We start from the raw sequence: 19753 nt of genomic DNA, 5'->3' as shown, positions 1-19753 counted from the left end.
CAGGTTTAAGGACCTGCAAGCCACGCCCCCTTTTTCTCGCCGCGCGGGCCACCGACAATCGAAGCCACACTTAACATTCAGAGGTCGCACATGAAAAAGATCGTCGTGATTGGTGCAACGGGTACGCTCGGCCAGGCGGTGAGCGCCGAATTGAAAGCCCGCCATGAGGTGATCGAGGTCGGCGCGACGCGCGGCCAGTACCGCGTCGACAGCACGGACCCGGCGAGTATCGAACGGCTGTTCCGCGAAATCGGCAAGGTGGATGGCGTCGTTACGACCACCGGCAAGCTGCATTTCGGCCCGCTGCCGGAGATGACCATCGAGCAGTTCTGGGTCGGCCTGCGCGACAAACTGATGGGACAGATCAACGTGGTGCTCGCGGCCCAGCAGTTTGTGAACGACGGCGGCTCGTTCACGTTGACGAGCGGTATCGTCGGCGACGAGCCGATCCGCGAAGGCGCGAACGCGACCACCGTCAATCTGGCGCTGGAAGGTTTCGTGCGCGGCGCGGCGATCGAATTGCCGCGCGGTCTGCGCATCAATGTGGTGAGCCCCACGGTCCTCACCGAATCGCTCGAAGGGTATGGTCCGTATTTCCGCGGCTTCGAACCGGTGAGCGCGCAGCGCGCTGCGCAGGCGTATCTGCGCAGCGTCGAAGGCGCGCAGACGGGGCGGGTTTATCGCGTCGGTTATTGAGGCGTCGGTTATCGAATCGGGGCGGTCGAACTGCTCGGACTATGCAGTCAAAACCGCCCCGTGATTGCCGTGAGTCGCCGTCACCTTCGCTTCAGTGAATCTCCGGCTCGCCAACACCACTGCTGTTCGCCGCGCCGCCCGCACCTTCGCGTTGCAGGAAGTCGAAGTCGCAGCCCTTGTTGGCCTGCATCACATGCACCTGATGCATCGCGCCATAGCCGCGCGTGAAGCGCGGTTCCGGTTCCACCCACGCCGCCTTGCGCCGCGCCAGTTCCTCGTCCGGCACCAGCACGTTCAGCTTGCGCTGCGGCACGTCGAGCTCGATCAGGTCGCCGTCCTGCACCAGCGCAAACGGTCCGCCGATGAACGACTCCGGCGCCACGTGCAGCACGCACGCCCCGTAGCTCGTGCCGCTCATGCGTGCATCGGAAATCCGCAGCATGTCGCGCACGCCCTTTTGCAGCAGCTTCTTCGGAATCGGCAACTGGCCCCACTCCGGCATCCCCGGCGCGCCCACCGGACCCGCATGCTGCAGCACGATCACGCAGCTCTCGTCGATGTCGAGCGCGTCGTCGTCGATACGTGCCGCCATGTCGTTGTAGTCCCTGAACACCACCGCACGGCCTGTATGCACGTGCAGCTTCCGATCGGCCGCGCCCGGCTTGATCACCGCGCCGTCGGGCGCGATATTGCCGCGCAGGACCGCGAGACCGTTGTTCGGCAACAGCGGCGCCGCGCGGCGGCGGATCACGTCGTCGTTGAAGATCTTCGCGCCTTCAAGGTTCTCGCCGAGCGTGCGCCCGTTCACCGTCTTCTGCGAACGGTCGATCAGCTCGCCCAGTTCGGCCAGCATCGCCTGCAGGCCGCCGGCGTAGTAGAAATCTTCCATCAGGTACGAACCGGTCGGGCGGATGTTCGCCAGCACCGGCGTGTGACGCGAGATGTCGTCGTAGCGGGTCAGGGTCAGGTCGATGCCGGCGCGGCGCGCCAGCGCGATCATGTGGACGATTGCATTGGTCGAGCCGGATAGCGCGAGGCACGTGGTGACGGCGTTATCAATCGAACCCGCCGTGATGATGTCCGACGGCTTCAGGTCTTCCCACACCATCTCGACAATCCGCATGCCGGTTTTCGCCGACATCTGCGCATGGCGCGAATCCGGCGCCGGAATCGACGCAAACCCAGGCAGCGTGAAGCCCAGCGCTTCCGCGGCGCTCGTCATGGTAGACGCCGTGCCCATCGTCATGCAGTGGCCCGGCGAGCGCGCAATGCCGCCTTCCACGCCCTGCCAGTCCTGCTCGGTGATCTTGCCCGCGCGCAGGTCCGCCCAGTACTTCCACGTGTCCGAACCCGAGCCCAGCGTCACGCCGTTCCAGTTGCCGTTCAGCATCGGGCCGGCCGGCAGGAAAATGGTCGGCAGGTCCATCGAGATCGCGCCCATCAGCAGCGCCGGTGTGGTCTTGTCGCAGCCACCCATCAGCACCACGCCGTCAGCCGGGTACGAGCGCAGCGTTTCCTCCGCTTCCATGGCGAGGAAGTTGCGGTACAGCATCGTCGTGGGCTTCTGGAACGGCTCCGAGAGCGTCTGCACCGGCAGCTCGATCGGAAAACCACCGGCCTGCCAGATGCCCCGTTTCACTTCCTCCACACGCTGCTTGAAGTGCGTGTGGCACGGGTTCATCTCGCTCCACGTGTTCAGGATTGCGATCACCGGCTTGCCCGCGTACTCCTCACGGCTGTAGCCCATCTGCGACGTGCGCGAACGGTGGCCGAACGAACGCAGGTCATTCACGCCATACCAGCGGTGGCTGCGCAATTCTTCAGGGGTCTTTCTCTTGGTCACAGCATTTTCTCCAACAGTATCTTGGCTACCAGGCTCGTTAATCAAACGCGCCGACCGTTCTTTCGGATCAACGCTTCTGTTCCTTCACACGTGAGACGATCTGCGTCGGGCTCACGAATTGCAGCGCGATCAACACCCATATCAGGGTGATCGCCATATAGATCATCGCCATCGCATCGATGGATTGCGGCGCGCGCACGCCGGTTGAAAACACCGCGTAGTACAGCGCGACAACCAGCGTCTGCGTACCCGGTCCGGCCGTAAAGAAGGTCAGCTCGAACATGCCGATCGTGCGCACCAGCACCAGCAAACCCGCGGCGAGCATGCCGGGCACCAGCAGCGGCAGCAGCACATAACGGAAATAGCGAAACGTATTGGCGCCGAAGATGCGCGCGGCGGCTTCGAGATTCGGATCGATCTGCTCGATGAACGGCGTCATCACCAGAATCACGAACGGCAGCGCGGGCACGAGATTCGCGAGAATCACGCCGGGCAGCGTGCCGGCGAGTCCCACCTTGTACATCACGGTGGCCATCGGGATCCCGTAGGTGACCGGCGGCACCATCAACGGCAAGAGGAACACCAGTACTGCGAAGCGCTTGCCGGGAAACTGCACGCGAGCGAGCGCGTAAGCTGCCGGCACGCCGAGCAGCACCGATAGGATCACCACCGCACCGACGACTTCAACCGTGACCCACAGCACGCTCGCCAACTGGAAGTCGCTCCATGCCTGCGCGTACCAATGCAGCGTGAAGCCTTGCGGCAACAGCGTGCCGAACCAGCGTGTCGCGACTGAATTGACCGCCACCGTCGCGATCAGCAGCAGGACGTTGACGAGAAAAAACACCATCGCGCCCCACACCAGGACTCTCCAGACGCGCTCGGGCAACGGCGTGCGTTGCTTGACGGCGTTGCCCGGTTGCGCACCCTGGTTGCGTCCCGCTTGGCCCGCGTGGCCCGCGCTTTCCACGCTGCCGGCTTGCTTGCCCTCATCCTCGCCCGCAACGGCTGGCGCCTGCGAGGCGGATGCGGACCACTGAGGCGTGGCGTGACGATCGGTTGTCATCAGCCCTTCCCGCCCGTCACCGGTCCGCTATAGAAGAAGCGGCGCGCCCCCAGCATGCCGGCCACCACCAGCAGTTGCACGAAGCCCATCACCATCGCGATGGCCGAGGCGAGCGCGTAGTCGTAGTTTTCGAACGCGGCTTCGGCGGCGGCAATCGACATCACCCGGGTCGGCCCCGCGGGCGCACCGAGCAGCACCGCCGACGGAAACACCGAAAACGCCTGCACGAACGACAGGCACGCGGCCATCGTCAGACCGGGCACCAGCAGCGGCAGATAGATGCGCCGGAACTGCTGCCAGGGACTCGCGCCGAGCGTGGCAGCGGCGCTGGCGAGCGTCGGATCGATGCCCGTGACGTACGACAGCGTCAGCAGGAACGCAAACGGAAAGCCCGACACGATCAACGAAATCAGGACACCCCAATAATTGTGGGTCAGCCGCACTTCGTCGGTATACAGATGCAGGCCTTGCAGCGCCTGCGGAAACCAGCCGTTCGGTCCGAAGTACGTGAGCATGCCGTCGGCGATCAGCACCGTGCCGAGCGTGACCGGAATCACCAGCAGGGTCGTGACGAGCTTCTGATAAGGCGAATTGCGGCGCAGCGCGAACGCTACGGGAATCGACACGCCGACGTTGAGCAACGTAGCGGGCACCGCGAGCTTCAACGTGACGAGGATGGTCGGCCACATCGACGTGTCGGTGAAGAACGCCACGTAGTTGGCCCACACGCCGCCGCCGTTCATTGGCTGGAACGACAGCACCAGCCCGTAGGCGAACGGATAGATGAACAACGCAACGATAAACAGCAACGCAGGCGCAACCAGCCAGCCCTTGGTATCGCGCGGGGCAAGCGGCGGCAAAAGTGCGGGGGCGTTCATGACGCCTCGCCGTCGTAGACCAGCGTGCGCGCCGGCGGCACGCGCAGCGTGATGTGTTCGCCCTCGGCGAAATCGCCGGCCACGCGCGCCCACAGATCGCCGAACGCCGACTTCACGCGGATCAGCGAATCGCGTCCGCCGTATTCGACGCTCAGCACGTCTGCGTCGAACGTGTTCTCAATACCGGGCGTGCTGCGCTCCATATCTTCGGGGCGCAGCGCGACACTCACGCGCTTGCTGTTGAAGCCATGCATCGGAGTCCCGAGCAGGCGCACACCGTTGGCGCTCACCGCCACCGCTTCGCCCTGCATCCCTTCGAGCGTAAAGTCGAGCACATTCCGGTAGCCCATGAAGCGCGCGACATGCAGGTTCTTCGGCCGCCCATAGACTTCCTTCGGCGTCGCCACCTGCTGCACGACGCCCTCTTTCATCACGACAATGCGATCGGCCATCGACAGCGCTTCGTCCTGATCGTGCGTGACGTAGATCGTCGCGCGTTCGAGCTGACTATGGATGCGGCGAATCTCCGCACGCATTTCAATGCGCAACTTCGTATCCAGGTTCGACAGGGGCTCATCCATCAGCACGAGCGGCGGCTCGATCACGATGGCCCGCGCAATCGCCACGCGCTGCTGCTGGCCGCCCGACAACTGCCCCGGCAGCTTGCGTTCATGCCCGACCAGTTGCACGAGCTGCAACGCCTCGCGGGCGCGGCGCACCGCTTCGCTTTTCGCCACGCCGCGCATCTTCAGGCCGAAGCCGACGTTATCGAGCACGGTCATATGAGGAAACAGCGCGTAGTTCTGGAACACCATGCCGAAGCCGCGCTTCTCGGGCGGCAGGACGTCGATGCGCGTGTCGTCGAGCCAGATGCCGCCGGCCGAGAGCGGTTGCAGACCCGCAATGCAATTCAGTGCCGTGGACTTGCCGCAGCCCGACGGCCCCAGCAACGCGATGAACTCGCCGCGCCGGATCTCCAGATCGAGGCCCTGCAGCGCGGCGACGGGATGACCTTCAGCATTCGTGAAACTGCGGCTCACCGAGTCGAGACGCAACTGCTCAAAATGAGGCTTCATGGCGCGTTCCTGTGGACCCCCTCGCGGCTACTGGCTCTTCTGCGCACCGATATCGCGGTCCCACTTCTGGAACGCCGCTACCATCGCCGCGGCATCCAGCGGCAGGACGTGCGGATGCGCAGTCAGCATCTGCGTATATTCCGGGCGGCCGTACTTCTTCAGGACCTCCTGGCTATGCGCCGGCGCCTGCTCGACGCTGACACCCTTGATGGCCGGTCCCGGGTAGAAATAGCCGTCGTCATAGGTCAACGCCTGCTGCGCCGGTTGCAGCATGAAATTCATCAGCTTGTAGAGCACGTCGAGCTTCTCTTTCGGCACGCCCTTCGGGATCACCATATAGTGAGCGTCGTCGACCCACGTCATGTTGTCGAAACCCTGCACGCGGAATTCGGCCGGCACGATGCCGAGCGCACGCGGGTTGATGTCCCAGCCGGTCACCGTGACCGTCATGTCGCGGGTGCCCTCGCCCAGTTCCTTCATCACCGCCGAGGTGCCGCCAGGGTAATACGGCACGCAGTCGTTCAGTTGCTTGAGGAACGCCCAGGTCTTGTCCCAGCCGTGGATCGGATCGCGCGGGTCCTTGTCGCCGAGTACATACGGCAAGCCCATCAGGAACGTGCGTCCCGGACCGGAGTTGGCCGGCCGCGCATAGATCAGCTTGTTAGGATGCGCCTTGCACCATTGAAGCAGTTGATCGGGTGTCTTCGGCGGATCGCCGACCTTCGCCGGGTTGTATTCGAGCAGCGGACCGGCGGGCATGTAGGCCACTTCAAGTCCGTCGCCTTGCGCGAGGTCCTGCATCTTGCGCGGACCGGGCGCGTAGTTGTCGAGCACGCCTGGGAAGGTGGCCGCCTGATCCGGCAACAGCTTGATCCACAGGTTCTGCTGGATGCCGGCGGCGAGCGCGTCGGTGCCGGTCAGCACCAGATCGATATCGGAGCGGCCGGCCGCCTGCATGGCCTTGAGCTTGCCCGGCAACTGCGGCGCGGGCGCGTTCGTATAGGTGATGTTCGCTACCAGATTCGGGTATTTGGCCTTGAACGCCTCGAAGCCCTTTTGCGTCAACTGAAGATCGCCCGCTACGTCGACGATATTGAGCGTGACCGGATCCGCCCAGGCCGGCGCCGCGAAGGTTGCACCGAACGCTGCCCCCACCGCCACCCATAAGCCCGCTAACCTGACCGACAAGCTGCCAGAAAAAGTCATTACGTCTCCTCGCTTCTTGGTATGGAAGTCCGCCAGTCGAATCGCGGTGCGGGCGGTGTGCGTCTCTCAATGCAACATAGCGAAGGCCCACTGTTGATGTCAAGCCAATTCACGGTTTGAGCCGTGCGGGAGCAGCGACTTCAGATGGCGAGGAAAGTCTTTTTATACAAAGCGTTGATGGAGATTCTCGAGCGCGGTGACGGGGACGTGGCGAGCGGATTTGATGGCCACTTGTTTGGCAACCGCAAGCACTAATGGGTAACTACAGGCATCCATGGGCACCTTAGCCGCCCTTTACGCCCTGCGTATTCACATACAACGAATACAGCCCGTGGCTCGCCGCCATGAACAGACGGTTGCGATGCAAGCCGCCGAAACACACGTTCGCGCAACGCTCCGGCAATGCAATATGACCGATGGCCTCGCCTTGCGGCGTGAAGACGCGCACGCCGTCGAGTTCCTCGGTGCCCATGCCCCAGCCGCACCAGAGGTTGCCGTGGATGTCGACCCGGAAGCCGTCCGGCGTGCCGGGCCCCGCGTCGATCAGTACGCGGTTGTTCGAGAGCGCAGTGCCGGTGACGTCGAACGCGCGGATCTTGCGCGGCTCGCCGCGCGATTCGACTACGTACAGGATCGATTCGTCCGGCGAGAAGGCGAGGCCGTTCGGTCCGAGCACGTCGTCGATCACGACCGTCACCTCGCCGCTCTGCCCGTCCACCCGATACACGCAAGCCGGCAACTCCGATTGCTGCTGCTCGCCTTCGTAGAAGCTGTCGATGCCGAAGGTCGGATCGCTGAACCAGATCGAGCCGTCCGACTTCACGATCACGTCGTTGGGCGAATTGAGGCGCTTGCCGCGATAACGGTCGGCCAGCACGGTGATCGACCCGTCGTATTCGGTGCGCGTGACGCGACGCGTCAGATGCTCGCAACTGACGAGCCGTCCTTCGCGATCGCGCGTGTGGCCATTGGCGTGGTTCGAAGGCTGGCGAAACGGCGTCACGGCGCCGCTCTGCTCATCCCATCGCAGGATGCGGTTGTTCGGGATGTCGCTCCACAGCAGATAGCGGCCATCCCCGAACCACACCGGACCCTCCGACCAGCGCGCCCCCTGATACAGACATTCGACCGAAGCCGAGGCCAGCCGCAAGTCCTTGAAACGCGGATCGAGAATGCGGATCGCGGGATCGGGATAGCGTCGGTTCGTTTCGGTCATGCCATGTCCTAGGGGTTACCTGCGCGTGATCGGATTGGGGTGTTACTCCTGCACCAGTTTACCGTCGCGCAAACGCCAGAGGTGAAGCGGATTGCCGTCGTGCAGCGCTTCGGGCAGCAACTCGGCCGGCAGATCCTGATAGCAGACCGGGCGCAGGAAGCGTTCGATCGCGGTGGCGCCCACCGAGGTGGCGCGTCCGTCCGAGGTGGCCGGGAACGGGCCGCCGTGCACCATCGCATACGACACTTCGACGCCGGTCGGAAAACCGTTGGCGAGAATCCGGCCTACCTTGCGCTCGAGTGTGGGCAGAAGTTGCCGCGCCAGCGCGTAGTCGTCCGCTTCGAGTTGCAGGGTCGCGGTCAGTTGGCCTTCGAGATGTTCCGCCACCTTGAGCATTTCGCCGATGTCGGCGCAGGTGACGATCAGCGAGGTCGGTCCGAAGATTTCGTCTTCAAGCTGCGCCGAGGCCAGGAATTGCGCCGCGGTGGTTTCGAACAGCACCGGCAACGCAGCGCAGGTCGCTTCCGTGGATGCACCTTGCGCCACGCTTTGCACGCCATTGCTCGAGGCGCGTTGCGCGACGCCGTCACGGTAGGCCGTCGCGATGCCTGCCGTCAGCATCGTCTGCGCGCCCTTGCCGGCGAGCGCCTTCGCGGCCGCGTCGATGAAGCCGCGCGTATGCGGGCCCTCGAGCACCAGCACGAGACCCGGATTCGTACAGAACTGGCCGACGCCGAGCGTGACCGAGTCGACGAAGCCGTTCGCCAGCGCTTCACCGCGTTTGGCCAACGCGCCGGGGAACACGAAGAACGGATTGACGCTGCTCATTTCGGCGAACACGGGAATCGGTTCACGGCGCTTCGAGGCGATCTCGACCAGCGCGAGACCACCGCGACGCGAGCCGGTGAAGCCCACCGACTTGATGGCCGGATGCTTGACCAGCGCCTCGCCGATTTCGTTACCCGCACCGATCACGAGCGAGAACACGCCTTCGGGCAGACCGCTCTCGGCGACCGCCTTCTGGATCGCCCGGCCCACCAGTTCGGAGGTGCCGAGATGCGCCGGATGCGCCTTGACGACCACCGGGCAGCCCGCCGCCAACGCAGAGGCCGTATCGCCACCCGCGACGGAAAACGCCAGTGGGAAATTGCTCGCGCCGAATACCGCGACCGGCCCGACCGGAATCTTCTGCAGACGCAGATCCGAACGCGGCAGCGGCTTGCGCTCCGGCAGTGCGGAGTCGAGCGTGGCGGTCAGCCAGCGGCCTTCGCGCACCAGCGACGCAAACAGCTTGAGCTGGCCGACCGTGCGGCCGCGCTCGCCTTCGAGGCGTGCCTTCGGCAACGCCGATTCGACGTGCGCGCGCTCGATCAGCGTGTCGCCCAATGCGAGGATGTTCTCGGCAATCGCTTCGAGAAAACGCGCGCGCGTCTCGAGCGAGGCGAGGCGGTACGGGTCGAAGGCCTGTGCCGCGAGTTCGCAGGCGCGCTCGACGTCCGCCGCGCCGCCGGCGCCGAACGCGGGTTCGATTTCCGCGTTACGTGCCGGGTCGAACGCGCGCAAGGTGCCCTGGGTGCCGCGCACGGCGGAAGCGCCCAGCAACATGTCTCCGGTAATCTGCATCGTGTATTCCTTTTATCCTTGGGATGTTTAGCGCGCCGTAGAGGCTTGCGCAAACTGGCGTTCGAACGCGAGCAGCGCCTGCGCCGCCTGCTCGATACTCGCGTGATGCTCCTGCGGGCTCGAACTCAGCAACGGCAGCATCGGACCCATGTCGGCGATCTTCGAGTACGTGACGGCGTCGTGCAGCACGCGAATCAGCGAAATGTCGTCGCGCAAGGTTTCGAGCGGCATGAACGCGTCGTAAATGCGCTGCGCGTCTTCCATCCGGCCGGCCTTGGCCGCGTGCAACAGCGCCGTCACCGCGTGCGAGGCAATGCAGCCCGAGCCGGTTGTCCAGGCCGCGAGGCCGAAATCGCGCACGTGTACCAGCGCCGGGCGCTCGCCCATGCCGGACACCACCTTCGCAGCCGGCACGCTCTCCAGCAGGCGGCGCAGGTACGCGTCGTCAGCGGGGTTCTCGCGCACGATAGCGTATTTCACCGCAATCAGTGTGCCGTTGTTGACCAGACGGGCCAGCGTGTCGACGTCCACGTAGTTTTCGCTCTTGATATAGAGCGTGAGCGGGATACCCGCTGTGTCGACGATGCGGGTCAGGCCGGTTTCCACACCTTCGGAAGTGGTAAAGCCCGCGAGCGGCAGCACCATGGCCGTACGGTAGGAGGTCTGCGCAAGGATGCGCGCCTGATCGAGCATCTTGCCGTAGTCCGCGCCGATGGCCGGAATCACCCGCGTGTCCGGGCCGGCGCTGTCCGCGAGCAGATCGAGCAGCTCGCGGTATTCGCTGACGGCGACGTGGTACAGATTGGCATTGCCGCCATACAGCAAGGTACGCACGCCGCCCGCCTCGATGTGCTGGATCAGCTTGCGGTTTTCGGCGGCGTCGAGCGAGTAATCGGCGCGGCGGGCCAGCGGCGGCACGGCCATGACAGTGGCGGCGAACTCGCTATCGAGAATGGGAGAAGTTTTCATGGCACCTCAAGACAGTATCGAAGAATTGATGCCAAGGTAGCACCCCGCTCGCAATGTTGTCAAACAACATTTGAAATGCATCAGGATCAGGGCTTCCACGGATAGCTGTCCGTCAGGTAAAAGAAATCTTTTAGCTCCTTACGTCTTGGGCGTTCCAAGGTACATTCATGCGGCTTTTCCGGCTCCGTCAGACCGGCAAATCTGGTATGACAACATGCGCCTCTCACCATGTGCGGCTGAACGGGGGTCACCCAGCAGCGTGGGCGCGATATCCGATGATAAGGACAGCCCGTCGTCAACGCGCGACAAATAAAATCGGCCAGGTAAAACATCCCGAATTAATTATTAACGGTCAATTTGACCGTATGAAGCGACGCCTATTTCGTCAAACCCCGTTTCTATTGGGATCACGCAGTCGGTTCAGGAAACGATTTGAACCGGCTTGTTCAATCGAGCCAAAGACATTCAAGGACAATGGTTAAAAAACACGCGGACTTTATTGCAGGCAGTCGTTCTTTGAAACTATCATGCGGATCGGTGCAGATAGCCGTCGCCCGAATTGTTAAATCGGGTGGAAATCGTTTTCAGCAGGGTTGATTTGACAATTGCCAGGCGGCGCACGCAACACAGCGTAAGGTCTTACAACTGGCAGCCGGTCTGGGCAAATTTTCGCCAGGCGGGGATATTTTTGATTTCTATAGACTGAGCGGCAAGAATCCGGGTACCCGGATTAGAAGCGCCTGACTTTGCGGTTTGAACCGTTCAGGAATAAACGGTGATAAATTGCTGCCCAATATCATGCCGGTCGCGAGTTCGCGCCGACGAAACCCGCGGCCGGGCTGCTGCGATTGAGAGAACGAAAGTGTCGCTACATTTTATCGAGCAAATGTCGCCACTCGTGGACGCCCCAGACGAAGCGACGTGGTTCAACGCGCTCACCACAATCGCCGGCACATGGGGATTCGACCGGGTTCTTATCGCCATGCTGCCGCGCCCCGGTATGCGCCTGGAAGATGCTTACGTTCGCAGCACGTATTCGCAAACCTGGCGCCGCAGTTATGAAGAGCAGGGGTTCATGCACATCGACCCCATCGTCACGCATTGCCTGAGCCGCTCGGCGCCGCTGATCTGGTCGCCGGAACTGTTCGCCACGCGCCAGCAGCGGGCGCTCTACGAGCTTGCCTGCACGCACGGACTGCGCTCGGGCCTGTCCTTGCCGATCCATGGCCCGAATCAGGAAGCCGGCATGCTGTGCTTCGCCAATAACTTCAACACGACCGACTCGTTCTGGACGCACATTGACGGCGTGCTGCCCAATCTCGTCCTGCTGCGCGATGTGGTGATCGACACCAGTCGCCGCCATCTCCACTCGCATGCGCAAACCGTCCTGCCGCAACTGACGCCGCGCGAGCGGGAATGCCTGAACTGGACCGCGCGCGGTAAATCCACCTGGGAGATTTCACATATTCTCAGTTGCTCGGAAGCCGCAGTGAACTTCCACGTGAAGAATATCAGGGCGAAATTCGGGGTGAACTCACGGCGCGCGGCAGCCGTGATTGCCGCGCAACTCGGACTTATTGACCCGGGTTAAGCAGGGCAGCAGCGTCGCGGCTATAAATCACCCGCTCGGCACGCCCTAAATCGCCGTCAGAAACCGTCTTCAGGAAGTACAGCCCCAGCAGGATTGAAACCGGCGGCGGAATTTCTGCGCCCGATTCGAACCGGCTGCCACGCGATTGCGTCACGCCAAAGCGTGCCCAGAAACGCCGCTGGCTTTCCTTTTTCATTTTGCGGTAAGCAATGATCAGGTGGCGATCAACCGTGGTGGAGGTTTCTTCGGGAGTATCGACCGCACGGTTTTGAATCGTGACGGGGGCTTTCCAATGATTTTCTAGTAATTCCATGGCGAGTTTCTCAGGTGGATTGGCCGTTATTTGTATGAATTTTGCTGGACCCTGAAAGACCACACACCTATCCAGGTAGGTAGGTGCAAAACCGACCCAACGCGCATAGCGATTTTCGCGCGTTTTTTATTGCCCGAAATATGTTCGGCAGAGGCGAAAAGAGTTCGGGACCACCGCACGGCGGTCCCTTGAAAGGCGATTAATGCGCTGCTGGAGCGCCGCTATTGCTGTCGCTGCTGCGTTTAAAGGTGATATGCGCGATCCGGCGCACCACGAAAGCCGCCACCAGCGCGGCGATGCCGGTAAGCACCACGCCAATGTGGATGGACTGAACCAGCACGCGGCGCGCCGCTTCCACGAGAGCAGGGCCGGCCAGCCCCGCGTGCGCCAGTTCGGCCAGCAAGCCGTCGCGCAGGCTCGGGTCGATCAGGATGCGCGGATCCGACAGTTTGGGCAGCCACGCGGAGGCGACCGGCTCGCCCAGCACCTGCAACGACTCCGCGACGCCCGCCTCGTAGCGGCGGTTGATGATCGTGGCGACGATGCTGGTGCCCAGCATGCCGCCCACCATCCGCGTGGACTGCAACAGCGCGGTGGTGATGCCGAAGCGCTCGCGGCCCGCGATTTCCTGGCCGAAGACGTTCAGGTTGTTGAGAATGAAGCCGAGCCCGATGCCGACCGCGCCCATCGCCAGTTCGAGGTAAAGATGCGGCGTGGCCGGCGTCGCCAGCGCAATGCCGACCGAGGCGATCACCAGCAGCATGAAGCCGATCGACAGGATCAGCGTCGGCTTCGGCATGTGAATCACGATGCGCGTGTTGATCACGCTGCCGAGGGCGATGCAGGCCGCGATCGGCGTGGCGAGCAGACCCGCCTGCTGCGGGGTTAGGCCGAAGCCGCCCTGCAACAGCAGCGGCGCGAAAAAAATCAGCGAAAACATCACGAAGCCTGACAACAGCGACAGCGTGAACAGCGTGACGAGTTGCGGGTCCCTGAACAGATCGAGCGGAATGATGGGGTGCGTCGCGCGGTGCTCGCAGATCAGCAGCGCCGCGGCGCCGAGCACGACCAGCGCCGCCAGCACCAGGTTGCCGGTGGTGAGGCCCGACTTCGGCACCGCTTCGATAAACGTCTGCAAGCCGCCGAGCACCAGCGCCACCAGCACCGCCCCGCTCCAGTCGATGCGGACCTGGCCGCTCACCGCACGCCGGTAGTTGGGCAAATGCGCCCAGATGAAATACAGCGCCAGCACGCCCACCGGCAGATTGACCAGGAACGTGGAACGCCAGCCGAACTGCTGGCTCAGCCAGCCGCCGAGCGACGGCCCCGCTGCCGTGCCGATGCCGTAAGCCGCCGCCATGATCACCTGCCAGCGCACCCGGGCGCGGGCGTCGGGAAACAGATCGGGGATCGAGGCGAAGGCGGTGCCCACCATCATCCCGCCGCCGACGCCTTGCAGGCCGCGCGCCACCACCAGGAACGGCATGCTGGGGGCCACGCCGCACAGCACCGAGGCCACCGTGAAGACGATCACCGCGGCAATGACGAAACGCTTGCGGCCGAAATAGTCGCCCAGCCGCCCGAACACCGGCACCGTCACCACCGAGGCCAGCAGGTAAGCGCTCGCGATCCACGCGTAGTACTCGAAGCCGCGCAATTCGGACACGATCGACGGCAAGGCGGTGCTGACCACGGTCTGATCGAGCGCGACCAGCATGTTGACGAGGGCGATGCCGAGCATCGCCAGCAGCGCATCACGGAAAGGCAGGGGGCGAGGAGCATTCACTTCGGGACAACGCGGCGTAACGCGTAAAAGAGGGCGCGAAAAAGCCAGACACGAGGCCGGACCGATTAAAAAAAACGGGCCGCGTTCGACGCGGCCCGGGATGACGGGAGTCCGTCAGGAACCGAACATCCGCTCGAGTGCGTTTTCGAGGTGCACCCGCATCGCCTGGCCGGCCGCGGGACCATCCTTGCGACGGATCGCTTCGAGGACGGCCAGATGCTCGGCCTGCACGAGCCGCTGCCGCTCGACCGTCTTCACCAGCGACAGGTTGCGCGACAGGTTCATGCTGAACACGATCTGCTCTTCGATGAAGGACATCACGGTGATGAAAAACGGATTCTTCGACGCCCGCGCGACGGCCAGATGAAACGAGAAGTCGTCCTTTGCGCCGATACCCTGGGTTTCGACGATGCGCTCCAGTTCGTCCCACGCGTGCTGGATCGCGGCGAGGTCTTCCGCCTCGGCTTTTTCCGCCGCGAGTTCGGCCGCACCGGCTTCGGTGACGATACGGAATTCGTAGCAGCGGCGAATATCGGAGAGCGTCTCGAGCGGCGCGAAGCGGCGCACGTCCGGATCGGGCCGGCGCGCCACCGTGGTGCCCGAACCGTGCCGCGTGACGATGATGCCGTCGGCACGCAGCCGGGCCAGCGCTTCGCGCACGGTGGGCCGCGAGGTTTCGAAAGTTTCGGCGAGCGCGTGCTCAGTGGGCAGGCGCTCACCTTCCTTGTACTCGCCTTCGAGTATGCGGTTCAGGATGTCGCTATAGATCTTGTCGGGCAAGCCCGTCGATTTGCGCTCGTTCATCATCGATGAAGGGTTAGCTTGTCAGAATAGACCACGATTGTAAGGCAAACAGCGTGTGTTGCCCGCTTAAAGATGAGTCAAACGACCCCAACGCCGCCCGCAAAAGCCGACTGGGCGGCGCGGCGACTATATGACCCTACGAGCGGAAATTTGACAAGTGTTTGATTTACATCCTGACAAAACTGCACATTCTTCAGCGATCATTGAAGCTGGAATCGGTCATCAGGCGCCTTCGCACAGCCGACATCAGGCGCAGCCGGTCTCGAACCTTTCCGACGTGGAGTCCAACATGTATAAACGCATCCTCGTAGCGGTCGACGGCAGCAATACCTCCCGCCGTGCCTTTGAATCCGCCCTGAACCTGGCCAGTTCGATGGGCGCGGTGCTGCAGCCTTTCTATGTGGTGGAAAACACCCCGATGTACTTCGAAGCGCCCGGCTACGACCCGTCCATCCTGCGCAACCGGATGATCGAGCAGGGCAAGGAACTCGGCGCCGAGTTCACCCAGGCCATGCGCGAGCGCGGCGTCAGCGGTGAAGTGGCGGTCGGCGAGGCGTCCTCGCTCGACGACGTCTCCACCGTCGTGCTGAAGGGCGCGGCCGCATTCAACGCCGACCTGCTCGTGATGGGTACGCACGGACGCCGCGGTGTCCAGCGGCTGTTCCTCGGCAGCGTCGCGGAGCGCTGCGTGCGGCAAGCGGCCTTGCCCGTGCTGCTGGTTCCATCGGCGGCGAGCCAGGAGCCAGGCGCGCAGGCAGACGCCTCTGCTTGAGCGTGCTGGGACACGGACCGGCCGGGCGGGCGCCATGGCGTCACGCGCTGGCCCGGCGTTCCTGGGGCGCGATGCAACCTGACAACCGTGTGATCCCGCTCAAACGGAAGAAGCGCGGGCGCGCGTCATTTTGTCGCTAAACAGCGTTTAACCATGGTGGGACAATGGGTATGTTCTCCTTACAAATGGTCGTACACCATGCTTACGCCCACCCCCGTTGTCCGCCCTTCTGCCCGCCGTGCGCCTGTGCGCCCGGCCGCCCGCAGCAGCGCGCGCTGTTCGAGTTGCGCGATGCGGCAACTGTGCATGCCGCAAGGTCTCTCGCCCGATGAACTGCCGAAGCTCGAAGCGCTGATCTGCAGCGCGCGCCCGGTACGGCGCGGCGAGGCGCTCTACCGTTCCGGGGACGCCTTCGACAATCTGTATGCGGTGCGCTCCGGCTCGCTCAAGACCACCATGGCGCACCGCGACGGCCGCGAACAGGTGACCGGCTTGCGCCTCGCGGGCGAGGCGCTCGGCCTCGACGGCATCAGCGACGACAAGCACGCGTGCAGCGCGACCGCGCTCGAGGACAGCACCGTCTGCATCGTTCCGTACATCGCGCTCAAGCGTCTGTGCCGCGAAGTCGGCTCCATGCAGGAGCGCCTGCATAAGCTGATGGGCGAGCAGATCGTCCGCGAGGCCGCGCAAATGATGGTGCTCGGCTCGCTCTCCGCGGACGAACGGGTCGCCGCGTTCCTGCTCGACGTGTCGGAGCGCAACGCGCAACGCGGCTATTCATCGGCGGAATTCAATCTGCGCATGACGCGCGAAGACATGGGCAGCTACCTGGGCACGACGCTCGAAACGGTCAGCCGCACCCTGTCAAGATTTCAAAAGCGCGGCCTGATCGACACGCAAGGCAAGTTCATCCGCATCGTCGATCTCGAAGGTCTGCGGGCGGTGTAGCCGCCCGCTGTTGCGGGCCTATCGGACGGCGCGGCCAGGGCGGCCGCGGCCTCCTCGCGTGCGCCTCCTTGGCACGTCTCCTGCGACTCAGGTACAGTCTTCAAACTGTCCCCCTCCAGGAGGCCCGGCGATATGAATCGCGACCCCGCCCCGCATCATCCGCTGGTCCAGCGCCTGATCGACGCGCGTCACATTACCGACGCCCTCTTCTCCATCGTCAAACCCGAATACCTGTACGAACGGCCGATCCGCGAGCGTCACCGGATCGTGTTCTATATCGGGCATCTCGAAGCGTTCGACCGCAATCTGTTCGACGAGCGCCTGTGCTCGCTGCCCGCCTTCGATGCATCGCTCGATGCGCTGTTCGCGTTCGGCATCGATCCCGTCGACGGCGGACTGCCGACCGATGTGCCGGGCGACTGGCCGTCGCTGGAAGCCGTGCGCGCGTACGGCGAGCAAGCGCGTGCGCAGATCGACCGCGAGCTGGCGGCCTTGAACGTCGACGGCCAGCCTCAAGGAAACGGCGCGCAGACCGGCTCGGCCGAGCAGTTGCTGAACGTCGCCATCGAGCATCGCCTGATGCACGCCGAGACCCTCGCTTACATGCTGCATCAGTTGCCGCTGGCGCAGAAGATTGCCGAGCGCAGCGACGGCGAAGGGCAACGCCCCGGCTACGTCCCTCCCGCGCGGCATGCCGGTCGCACCGGCGAAGTGGATCACGCGCCGATGGTCAGCGTGCCGGCAGGCTCGACGCTGCTCGGCATGACGCGCGAAAGCGGCCGCTTCGGCTGGGATAACGAGTTCGGCGAATTGCGCGTCGACGTGCCCGCCTTCGAGATCGACCGTTACATGGTGACGAACGGCGCGTACCTCGAATTCGTCATGGCCGGCGGATATCGCCAGAGTACGTGGTGGAAAGACAAGGACTGGCTCTGGAAGGAAAGCGAGGCAATCACCCACCCGGCGGGCTGGTCGCAACGTGCCGGCGACGGCGAGTGGCTGCTGCGCACCATGTTCGAAGAGCGCCCCTTGCCGCTCGATTGGCCGGTCTATGTCAGTCATGCCGAAGCGAGCGCCTACGCCCGCTGGGCCGGCAAAGCGCTGCCGAGCGAAGCGCAATGGCAACGCGCGGCCCACGGCGCGCCTCATGCGGCGTCGGGCAACTTCGATTTCCGTCACTGGGATCCGCAGGCCGTCGACGCCTATCCCGACAACATCAGCGCGTTTGGCGTGGAAGGCCAGTTCGGCAACGGCTGGGAATGGACGTCCACGCTATTCGACGCGTTGCCCGGATTCGAAGCGTTTCCGTTTTATCTGGGTTACTCCGCGAACTTCTTCGACGGGCAGCATTACGTGCTGAAGGGCGGCTCGGCGCGGACCGCGCAATGCATGTTGCGGCCCGCGTTTCGCAACTGGTTTCAGGCGCATTATCAGTATGTGTATGCGGGGTTTCGGTGTGTGCGGGCGTGTGACAAACAAAGCGTAAGTTGATCGTCAAAACAGCCTTATGCTTTATTGCAAATACTGGCCGACTTATGCTTTATTTTCCCCACCCAAAGCGAATATGGAGGCGAGCAGAAAACGTGCGGGGTGTCTCGGGACGAGTATGAGCTGCCCCCAACTAAAGCTTACCTCGTATTACCAGTTTCAGTATGCGACTGCTTTCCGTGCCGGGCCAGAACCCTGCCCCTGTCTCCGAGCGAGCAACGCACTCTGTAAGCCGGCCGCCCGTCGCCTCAACTTCTCTCTTGATCTCATGCAGCCTTTGCACGAGCCGTTGCCTACGCGCGCGACGCCTCTTGGCCCTTTCAATTTCGTCCTTTCTTCTTATGGTGGCTACTAGTTCCGGGAGTATTACTTCCATCCTCCTTGGAGCGACGCGCACCGATTGCGCGAGTTCATGTAACGACATTCCAGGCATCTCACCAGCCGCCTGTTGAAACGCTAGAGCGAGCTCAGCATCGCGGATCGTCCTGCGGCGCGCCCGGGGGATAGCATCGGACGGCTGGTAAGCCCGCTCGATTTTCCCGTCAAGCAGACGTACGAGATTCGCGCCAGTTGTCAAGCATATCGTCATCAGCAAATCGATGGGGACCCTTGATCGGCCGCCAAGCGTATACAAGTGACCCACATCCATTCTAAAAAATCGGGATGCCTCCATTACGCTGCCGAACTCATCAACGAGGTGGCACAAGACCGCCTCAGCAGCGACGCCACGATCAAACTCCTTGCCATCCGATATCGCCGCAATCAGATCGGCCATCTGCGATGGCGATTATAAGTTTGTTCCCGGTTGCCCGTCTTGCAGGGTGTTCGGAACAGCCATACGACACCGATCCACAGCATGGACATACACCAAATAGATTCGGTGCCTTTGCGGACCCGTACTGCATCGGGATGAGACACGAGCAAGACATTAAGTCGATCTCATGGAATGGACATGCGTCCACTATGGAAATGTCCCACAGCACCCGGCCCCACGCATCTGGAAATGGAGATTCCTCAACACACACAGGGCAATAACGCCCGGCGCCATCTATCCCTCCGATCATTAAAGCGAAGTTATTTCGAAATGGTAGTAGTGCGCATTTATGAAGACCGTCGCAGCCCGTCGCTAAAGTGAGCGATTCTGCCTCTTTGCCCGGACTGTTATATCGATTGCGCAATCCGCGACGACTCGGATAAATTTCGGAAAGGTACGATTTTAATTTCACATAAGGTACGCAGTGCTGGAACGCGAGGCGACGCATGAAGCTTCCGACGCTTTCGCAGTCCCACAAACCGAGACCAATAGGCTTCAACGGATAAAGGATGGTTCCCGTCGTTTGCACATCTACCTGATTTACCACGGTACGTACCTTTATCAACTAGTGCAACTAACCATTACGTATCGAAGACTCGACAATTCAAGAAATCTAGCCTACGCGCGCTAGAAGCAGATCGGCGAGCACGCTGTTTGGAGTTGG

At 62.9% G+C, this 19753-nt stretch carries 18 protein-coding genes; 5 read left to right on the top strand and 13 right to left on the bottom strand.

What is annotated here, in order from left to right:
- The first annotated feature begins 90 nt into the window (after nucleotides 1–90).
- A complete protein-coding gene (locus P3T42_RS18045; RefSeq protein ID WP_074296312.1) occupies nucleotides 91–696 on the top strand; it encodes a short chain dehydrogenase in 606 nt (201 codons plus the stop codon).
- 91 nt (nucleotides 697–787) lie between these two features.
- Here the strand turns inward: P3T42_RS18045 and araD are convergent, their stop codons facing one another.
- From araD to P3T42_RS18005, 8 genes are all read right to left on the bottom strand, one after another.
- Nucleotides 788–2539: an L-arabinonate dehydratase gene (gene araD / locus P3T42_RS18040; RefSeq protein WP_429306802.1), complete on the bottom strand. Its 1752-nt coding sequence runs from the start codon at nucleotides 2537–2539 to the stop codon at nucleotides 788–790.
- Nucleotides 2540–2606: 67 nt separating this feature from the next.
- On the bottom strand, nucleotides 2607–3605 hold the full coding sequence (locus P3T42_RS18035) for an ABC transporter permease (protein ID WP_074296314.1): 999 nt from the start codon (nucleotides 3603–3605) through the stop codon (nucleotides 2607–2609).
- A complete protein-coding gene (locus tag P3T42_RS18030; protein ID WP_429306801.1) occupies nucleotides 3605–4483 on the bottom strand; it encodes an ABC transporter permease in 879 nt (292 codons plus the stop codon). Before P3T42_RS18030 ends, P3T42_RS18035 begins: the two co-directional genes overlap by 1 nt.
- Nucleotides 4480–5559, bottom strand: coding sequence for an ABC transporter ATP-binding protein (locus tag P3T42_RS18025; protein ID WP_429306800.1), 1080 nt, complete (start codon nucleotides 5557–5559; stop codon nucleotides 4480–4482). The genes P3T42_RS18030 and P3T42_RS18025 overlap by 4 nt, the downstream gene beginning before the upstream one ends.
- A gap of 27 nt (nucleotides 5560–5586) precedes the next feature.
- The gene (locus P3T42_RS18020; protein WP_074296317.1) at nucleotides 5587–6765 is read right to left on the bottom strand and encodes an extracellular solute-binding protein; all 1179 of its coding nucleotides are present in this window, start codon (nucleotides 6763–6765) and stop codon (nucleotides 5587–5589) included.
- Between the two features lie 283 nt (nucleotides 6766–7048).
- Nucleotides 7049–7981: an SMP-30/gluconolactonase/LRE family protein gene (locus tag P3T42_RS18015; RefSeq protein ID WP_074296318.1), complete on the bottom strand. Its 933-nt coding sequence runs from the start codon at nucleotides 7979–7981 to the stop codon at nucleotides 7049–7051.
- A 42-nt stretch (nucleotides 7982–8023) separates the two neighbouring features.
- Complete coding sequence (locus P3T42_RS18010) at nucleotides 8024–9604, bottom strand: aldehyde dehydrogenase (NADP(+)) (RefSeq protein ID WP_074296319.1); 1581 nt, start codon at nucleotides 9602–9604, stop codon at nucleotides 8024–8026.
- A 27-nt stretch (nucleotides 9605–9631) separates the two neighbouring features.
- Nucleotides 9632–10573, bottom strand: a complete 942-nt coding sequence (locus P3T42_RS18005; RefSeq protein ID WP_074296320.1) for a dihydrodipicolinate synthase family protein — start codon at nucleotides 10571–10573, stop codon at nucleotides 9632–9634.
- A gap of 886 nt (nucleotides 10574–11459) precedes the next feature.
- Between P3T42_RS18005 and P3T42_RS18000 the strand changes: the two genes are divergently transcribed.
- Nucleotides 11460–12164 carry a helix-turn-helix transcriptional regulator gene (locus P3T42_RS18000; protein ID WP_074296321.1) on the top strand — a complete coding sequence of 235 codons (705 nt, stop codon included), beginning with the start codon at nucleotides 11460–11462 and terminating at the stop codon, nucleotides 12162–12164.
- Here P3T42_RS18000 and P3T42_RS17995 read toward each other — a convergent pair.
- From P3T42_RS17995 to P3T42_RS17985, 3 genes are all read right to left on the bottom strand, one after another.
- The gene (locus P3T42_RS17995; RefSeq protein WP_074296322.1) at nucleotides 12148–12477 is read right to left on the bottom strand and encodes a hypothetical protein; all 330 of its coding nucleotides are present in this window, start codon (nucleotides 12475–12477) and stop codon (nucleotides 12148–12150) included. The genes P3T42_RS18000 and P3T42_RS17995 overlap by 17 nt on opposite strands.
- Nucleotides 12478–12676: 199 nt before the next feature.
- A complete protein-coding gene (locus tag P3T42_RS17990) occupies nucleotides 12677–14218 on the bottom strand; it encodes an MFS transporter (RefSeq protein ID WP_429306967.1) in 1542 nt (513 codons plus the stop codon).
- Between the two features lie 159 nt (nucleotides 14219–14377).
- Nucleotides 14378–15067 (bottom strand): FadR/GntR family transcriptional regulator, encoded by a 690-nt coding sequence (locus P3T42_RS17985; protein ID WP_074296324.1) that lies wholly within the window; start codon nucleotides 15065–15067, stop codon nucleotides 14378–14380.
- A gap of 289 nt (nucleotides 15068–15356) precedes the next feature.
- On the opposite strand from P3T42_RS17985, the gene P3T42_RS17980 reads away from it, so the two are divergent.
- The 3 genes from P3T42_RS17980 (at nucleotide 15357) to P3T42_RS17970 (ending at nucleotide 18278) form a co-directional block, all read left to right on the top strand.
- On the top strand, nucleotides 15357–15839 hold the full coding sequence (locus P3T42_RS17980) for a universal stress protein (protein ID WP_074296325.1): 483 nt from the start codon (nucleotides 15357–15359) through the stop codon (nucleotides 15837–15839).
- A 291-nt stretch (nucleotides 15840–16130) separates the two neighbouring features.
- A complete protein-coding gene (locus P3T42_RS17975; RefSeq protein ID WP_429306799.1) occupies nucleotides 16131–16787 on the top strand; it encodes a helix-turn-helix domain-containing protein in 657 nt (218 codons plus the stop codon).
- A 132-nt stretch (nucleotides 16788–16919) separates the two neighbouring features.
- Complete coding sequence (locus P3T42_RS17970) at nucleotides 16920–18278, top strand: SUMF1/EgtB/PvdO family nonheme iron enzyme (protein WP_429306798.1); 1359 nt, start codon at nucleotides 16920–16922, stop codon at nucleotides 18276–18278.
- Between the two features lie 130 nt (nucleotides 18279–18408).
- Here the strand turns inward: P3T42_RS17970 and P3T42_RS17965 are convergent, their stop codons facing one another.
- Complete coding sequence (locus P3T42_RS17965; RefSeq protein WP_253190076.1) at nucleotides 18409–19050, bottom strand: hypothetical protein; 642 nt, start codon at nucleotides 19048–19050, stop codon at nucleotides 18409–18411.
- Complete coding sequence (locus P3T42_RS17960; RefSeq protein ID WP_429306966.1) at nucleotides 19007–19618, bottom strand: TniQ family protein; 612 nt, start codon at nucleotides 19616–19618, stop codon at nucleotides 19007–19009. Before P3T42_RS17960 ends, P3T42_RS17965 begins: the two co-directional genes overlap by 44 nt.
- Between the last annotated feature and the right edge of the window lie 135 nt (nucleotides 19619–19753).

This window comes from Paraburkholderia sp. GAS38 (assembly GCF_050434965.1).
Taxonomy (GTDB): Bacteria; Pseudomonadota; Gammaproteobacteria; order Burkholderiales; family Burkholderiaceae; genus Paraburkholderia; species Paraburkholderia phenazinium_A.
The sequence above is the reverse complement of the archived record's forward strand: the minus strand, read 5'-3'. Positions and strand labels throughout refer to the sequence as shown.

What these genes read in the sequence shown, in the direction of transcription:
- P3T42_RS17980 (WP_074296325.1), top strand. Translation starts at nt 15,357, where the DNA reads ATGTATAAACGCATCCTCGTAGCGGTCGACGGCAGCAATACCTCCCGC.
- P3T42_RS18010 (WP_074296319.1), bottom strand. Translation starts at nt 9,604, where the DNA reads ATGCAGATTACCGGAGACATGTTGCTGGGCGCTTCCGCCGTGCGCGGC.
- P3T42_RS17985 (WP_074296324.1), bottom strand. Translation starts at nt 15,067, where the DNA reads ATGAACGAGCGCAAATCGACGGGCTTGCCCGACAAGATCTATAGCGAC.
- P3T42_RS17970 (WP_429306798.1), top strand. Translation starts at nt 16,920, where the DNA reads ATGAATCGCGACCCCGCCCCGCATCATCCGCTGGTCCAGCGCCTGATC.
- P3T42_RS18035 (WP_074296314.1), bottom strand. Translation starts at nt 3,605, where the DNA reads ATGACAACCGATCGTCACGCCACGCCTCAGTGGTCCGCATCCGCCTCG.
- P3T42_RS17995 (WP_074296322.1), bottom strand. Translation starts at nt 12,477, where the DNA reads ATGGAATTACTAGAAAATCATTGGAAAGCCCCCGTCACGATTCAAAAC.
- P3T42_RS18015 (WP_074296318.1), bottom strand. Translation starts at nt 7,981, where the DNA reads ATGACCGAAACGAACCGACGCTATCCCGATCCCGCGATCCGCATTCTC.
- P3T42_RS18000 (WP_074296321.1), top strand. Translation starts at nt 11,460, where the DNA reads ATGTCGCCACTCGTGGACGCCCCAGACGAAGCGACGTGGTTCAACGCG.
- P3T42_RS18030 (WP_429306801.1), bottom strand. Translation starts at nt 4,483, where the DNA reads ATGAACGCCCCCGCACTTTTGCCGCCGCTTGCCCCGCGCGATACCAAG.
- P3T42_RS17990 (WP_429306967.1), bottom strand. Translation starts at nt 14,218, where the DNA reads ATGCTCGGCATCGCCCTCGTCAACATGCTGGTCGCGCTCGATCAGACC.
- P3T42_RS18005 (WP_074296320.1), bottom strand. Translation starts at nt 10,573, where the DNA reads ATGAAAACTTCTCCCATTCTCGATAGCGAGTTCGCCGCCACTGTCATG.
- P3T42_RS17975 (WP_429306799.1), top strand. Translation starts at nt 16,131, where the DNA reads ATGCGGCAACTGTGCATGCCGCAAGGTCTCTCGCCCGATGAACTGCCG.
- P3T42_RS17965 (WP_253190076.1), bottom strand. Translation starts at nt 19,050, where the DNA reads ATGGCCGATCTGATTGCGGCGATATCGGATGGCAAGGAGTTTGATCGT.
- P3T42_RS18020 (WP_074296317.1), bottom strand. Translation starts at nt 6,765, where the DNA reads ATGACTTTTTCTGGCAGCTTGTCGGTCAGGTTAGCGGGCTTATGGGTG.
- P3T42_RS18025 (WP_429306800.1), bottom strand. Translation starts at nt 5,559, where the DNA reads ATGAAGCCTCATTTTGAGCAGTTGCGTCTCGACTCGGTGAGCCGCAGT.
- P3T42_RS18045 (WP_074296312.1), top strand. Translation starts at nt 91, where the DNA reads ATGAAAAAGATCGTCGTGATTGGTGCAACGGGTACGCTCGGCCAGGCG.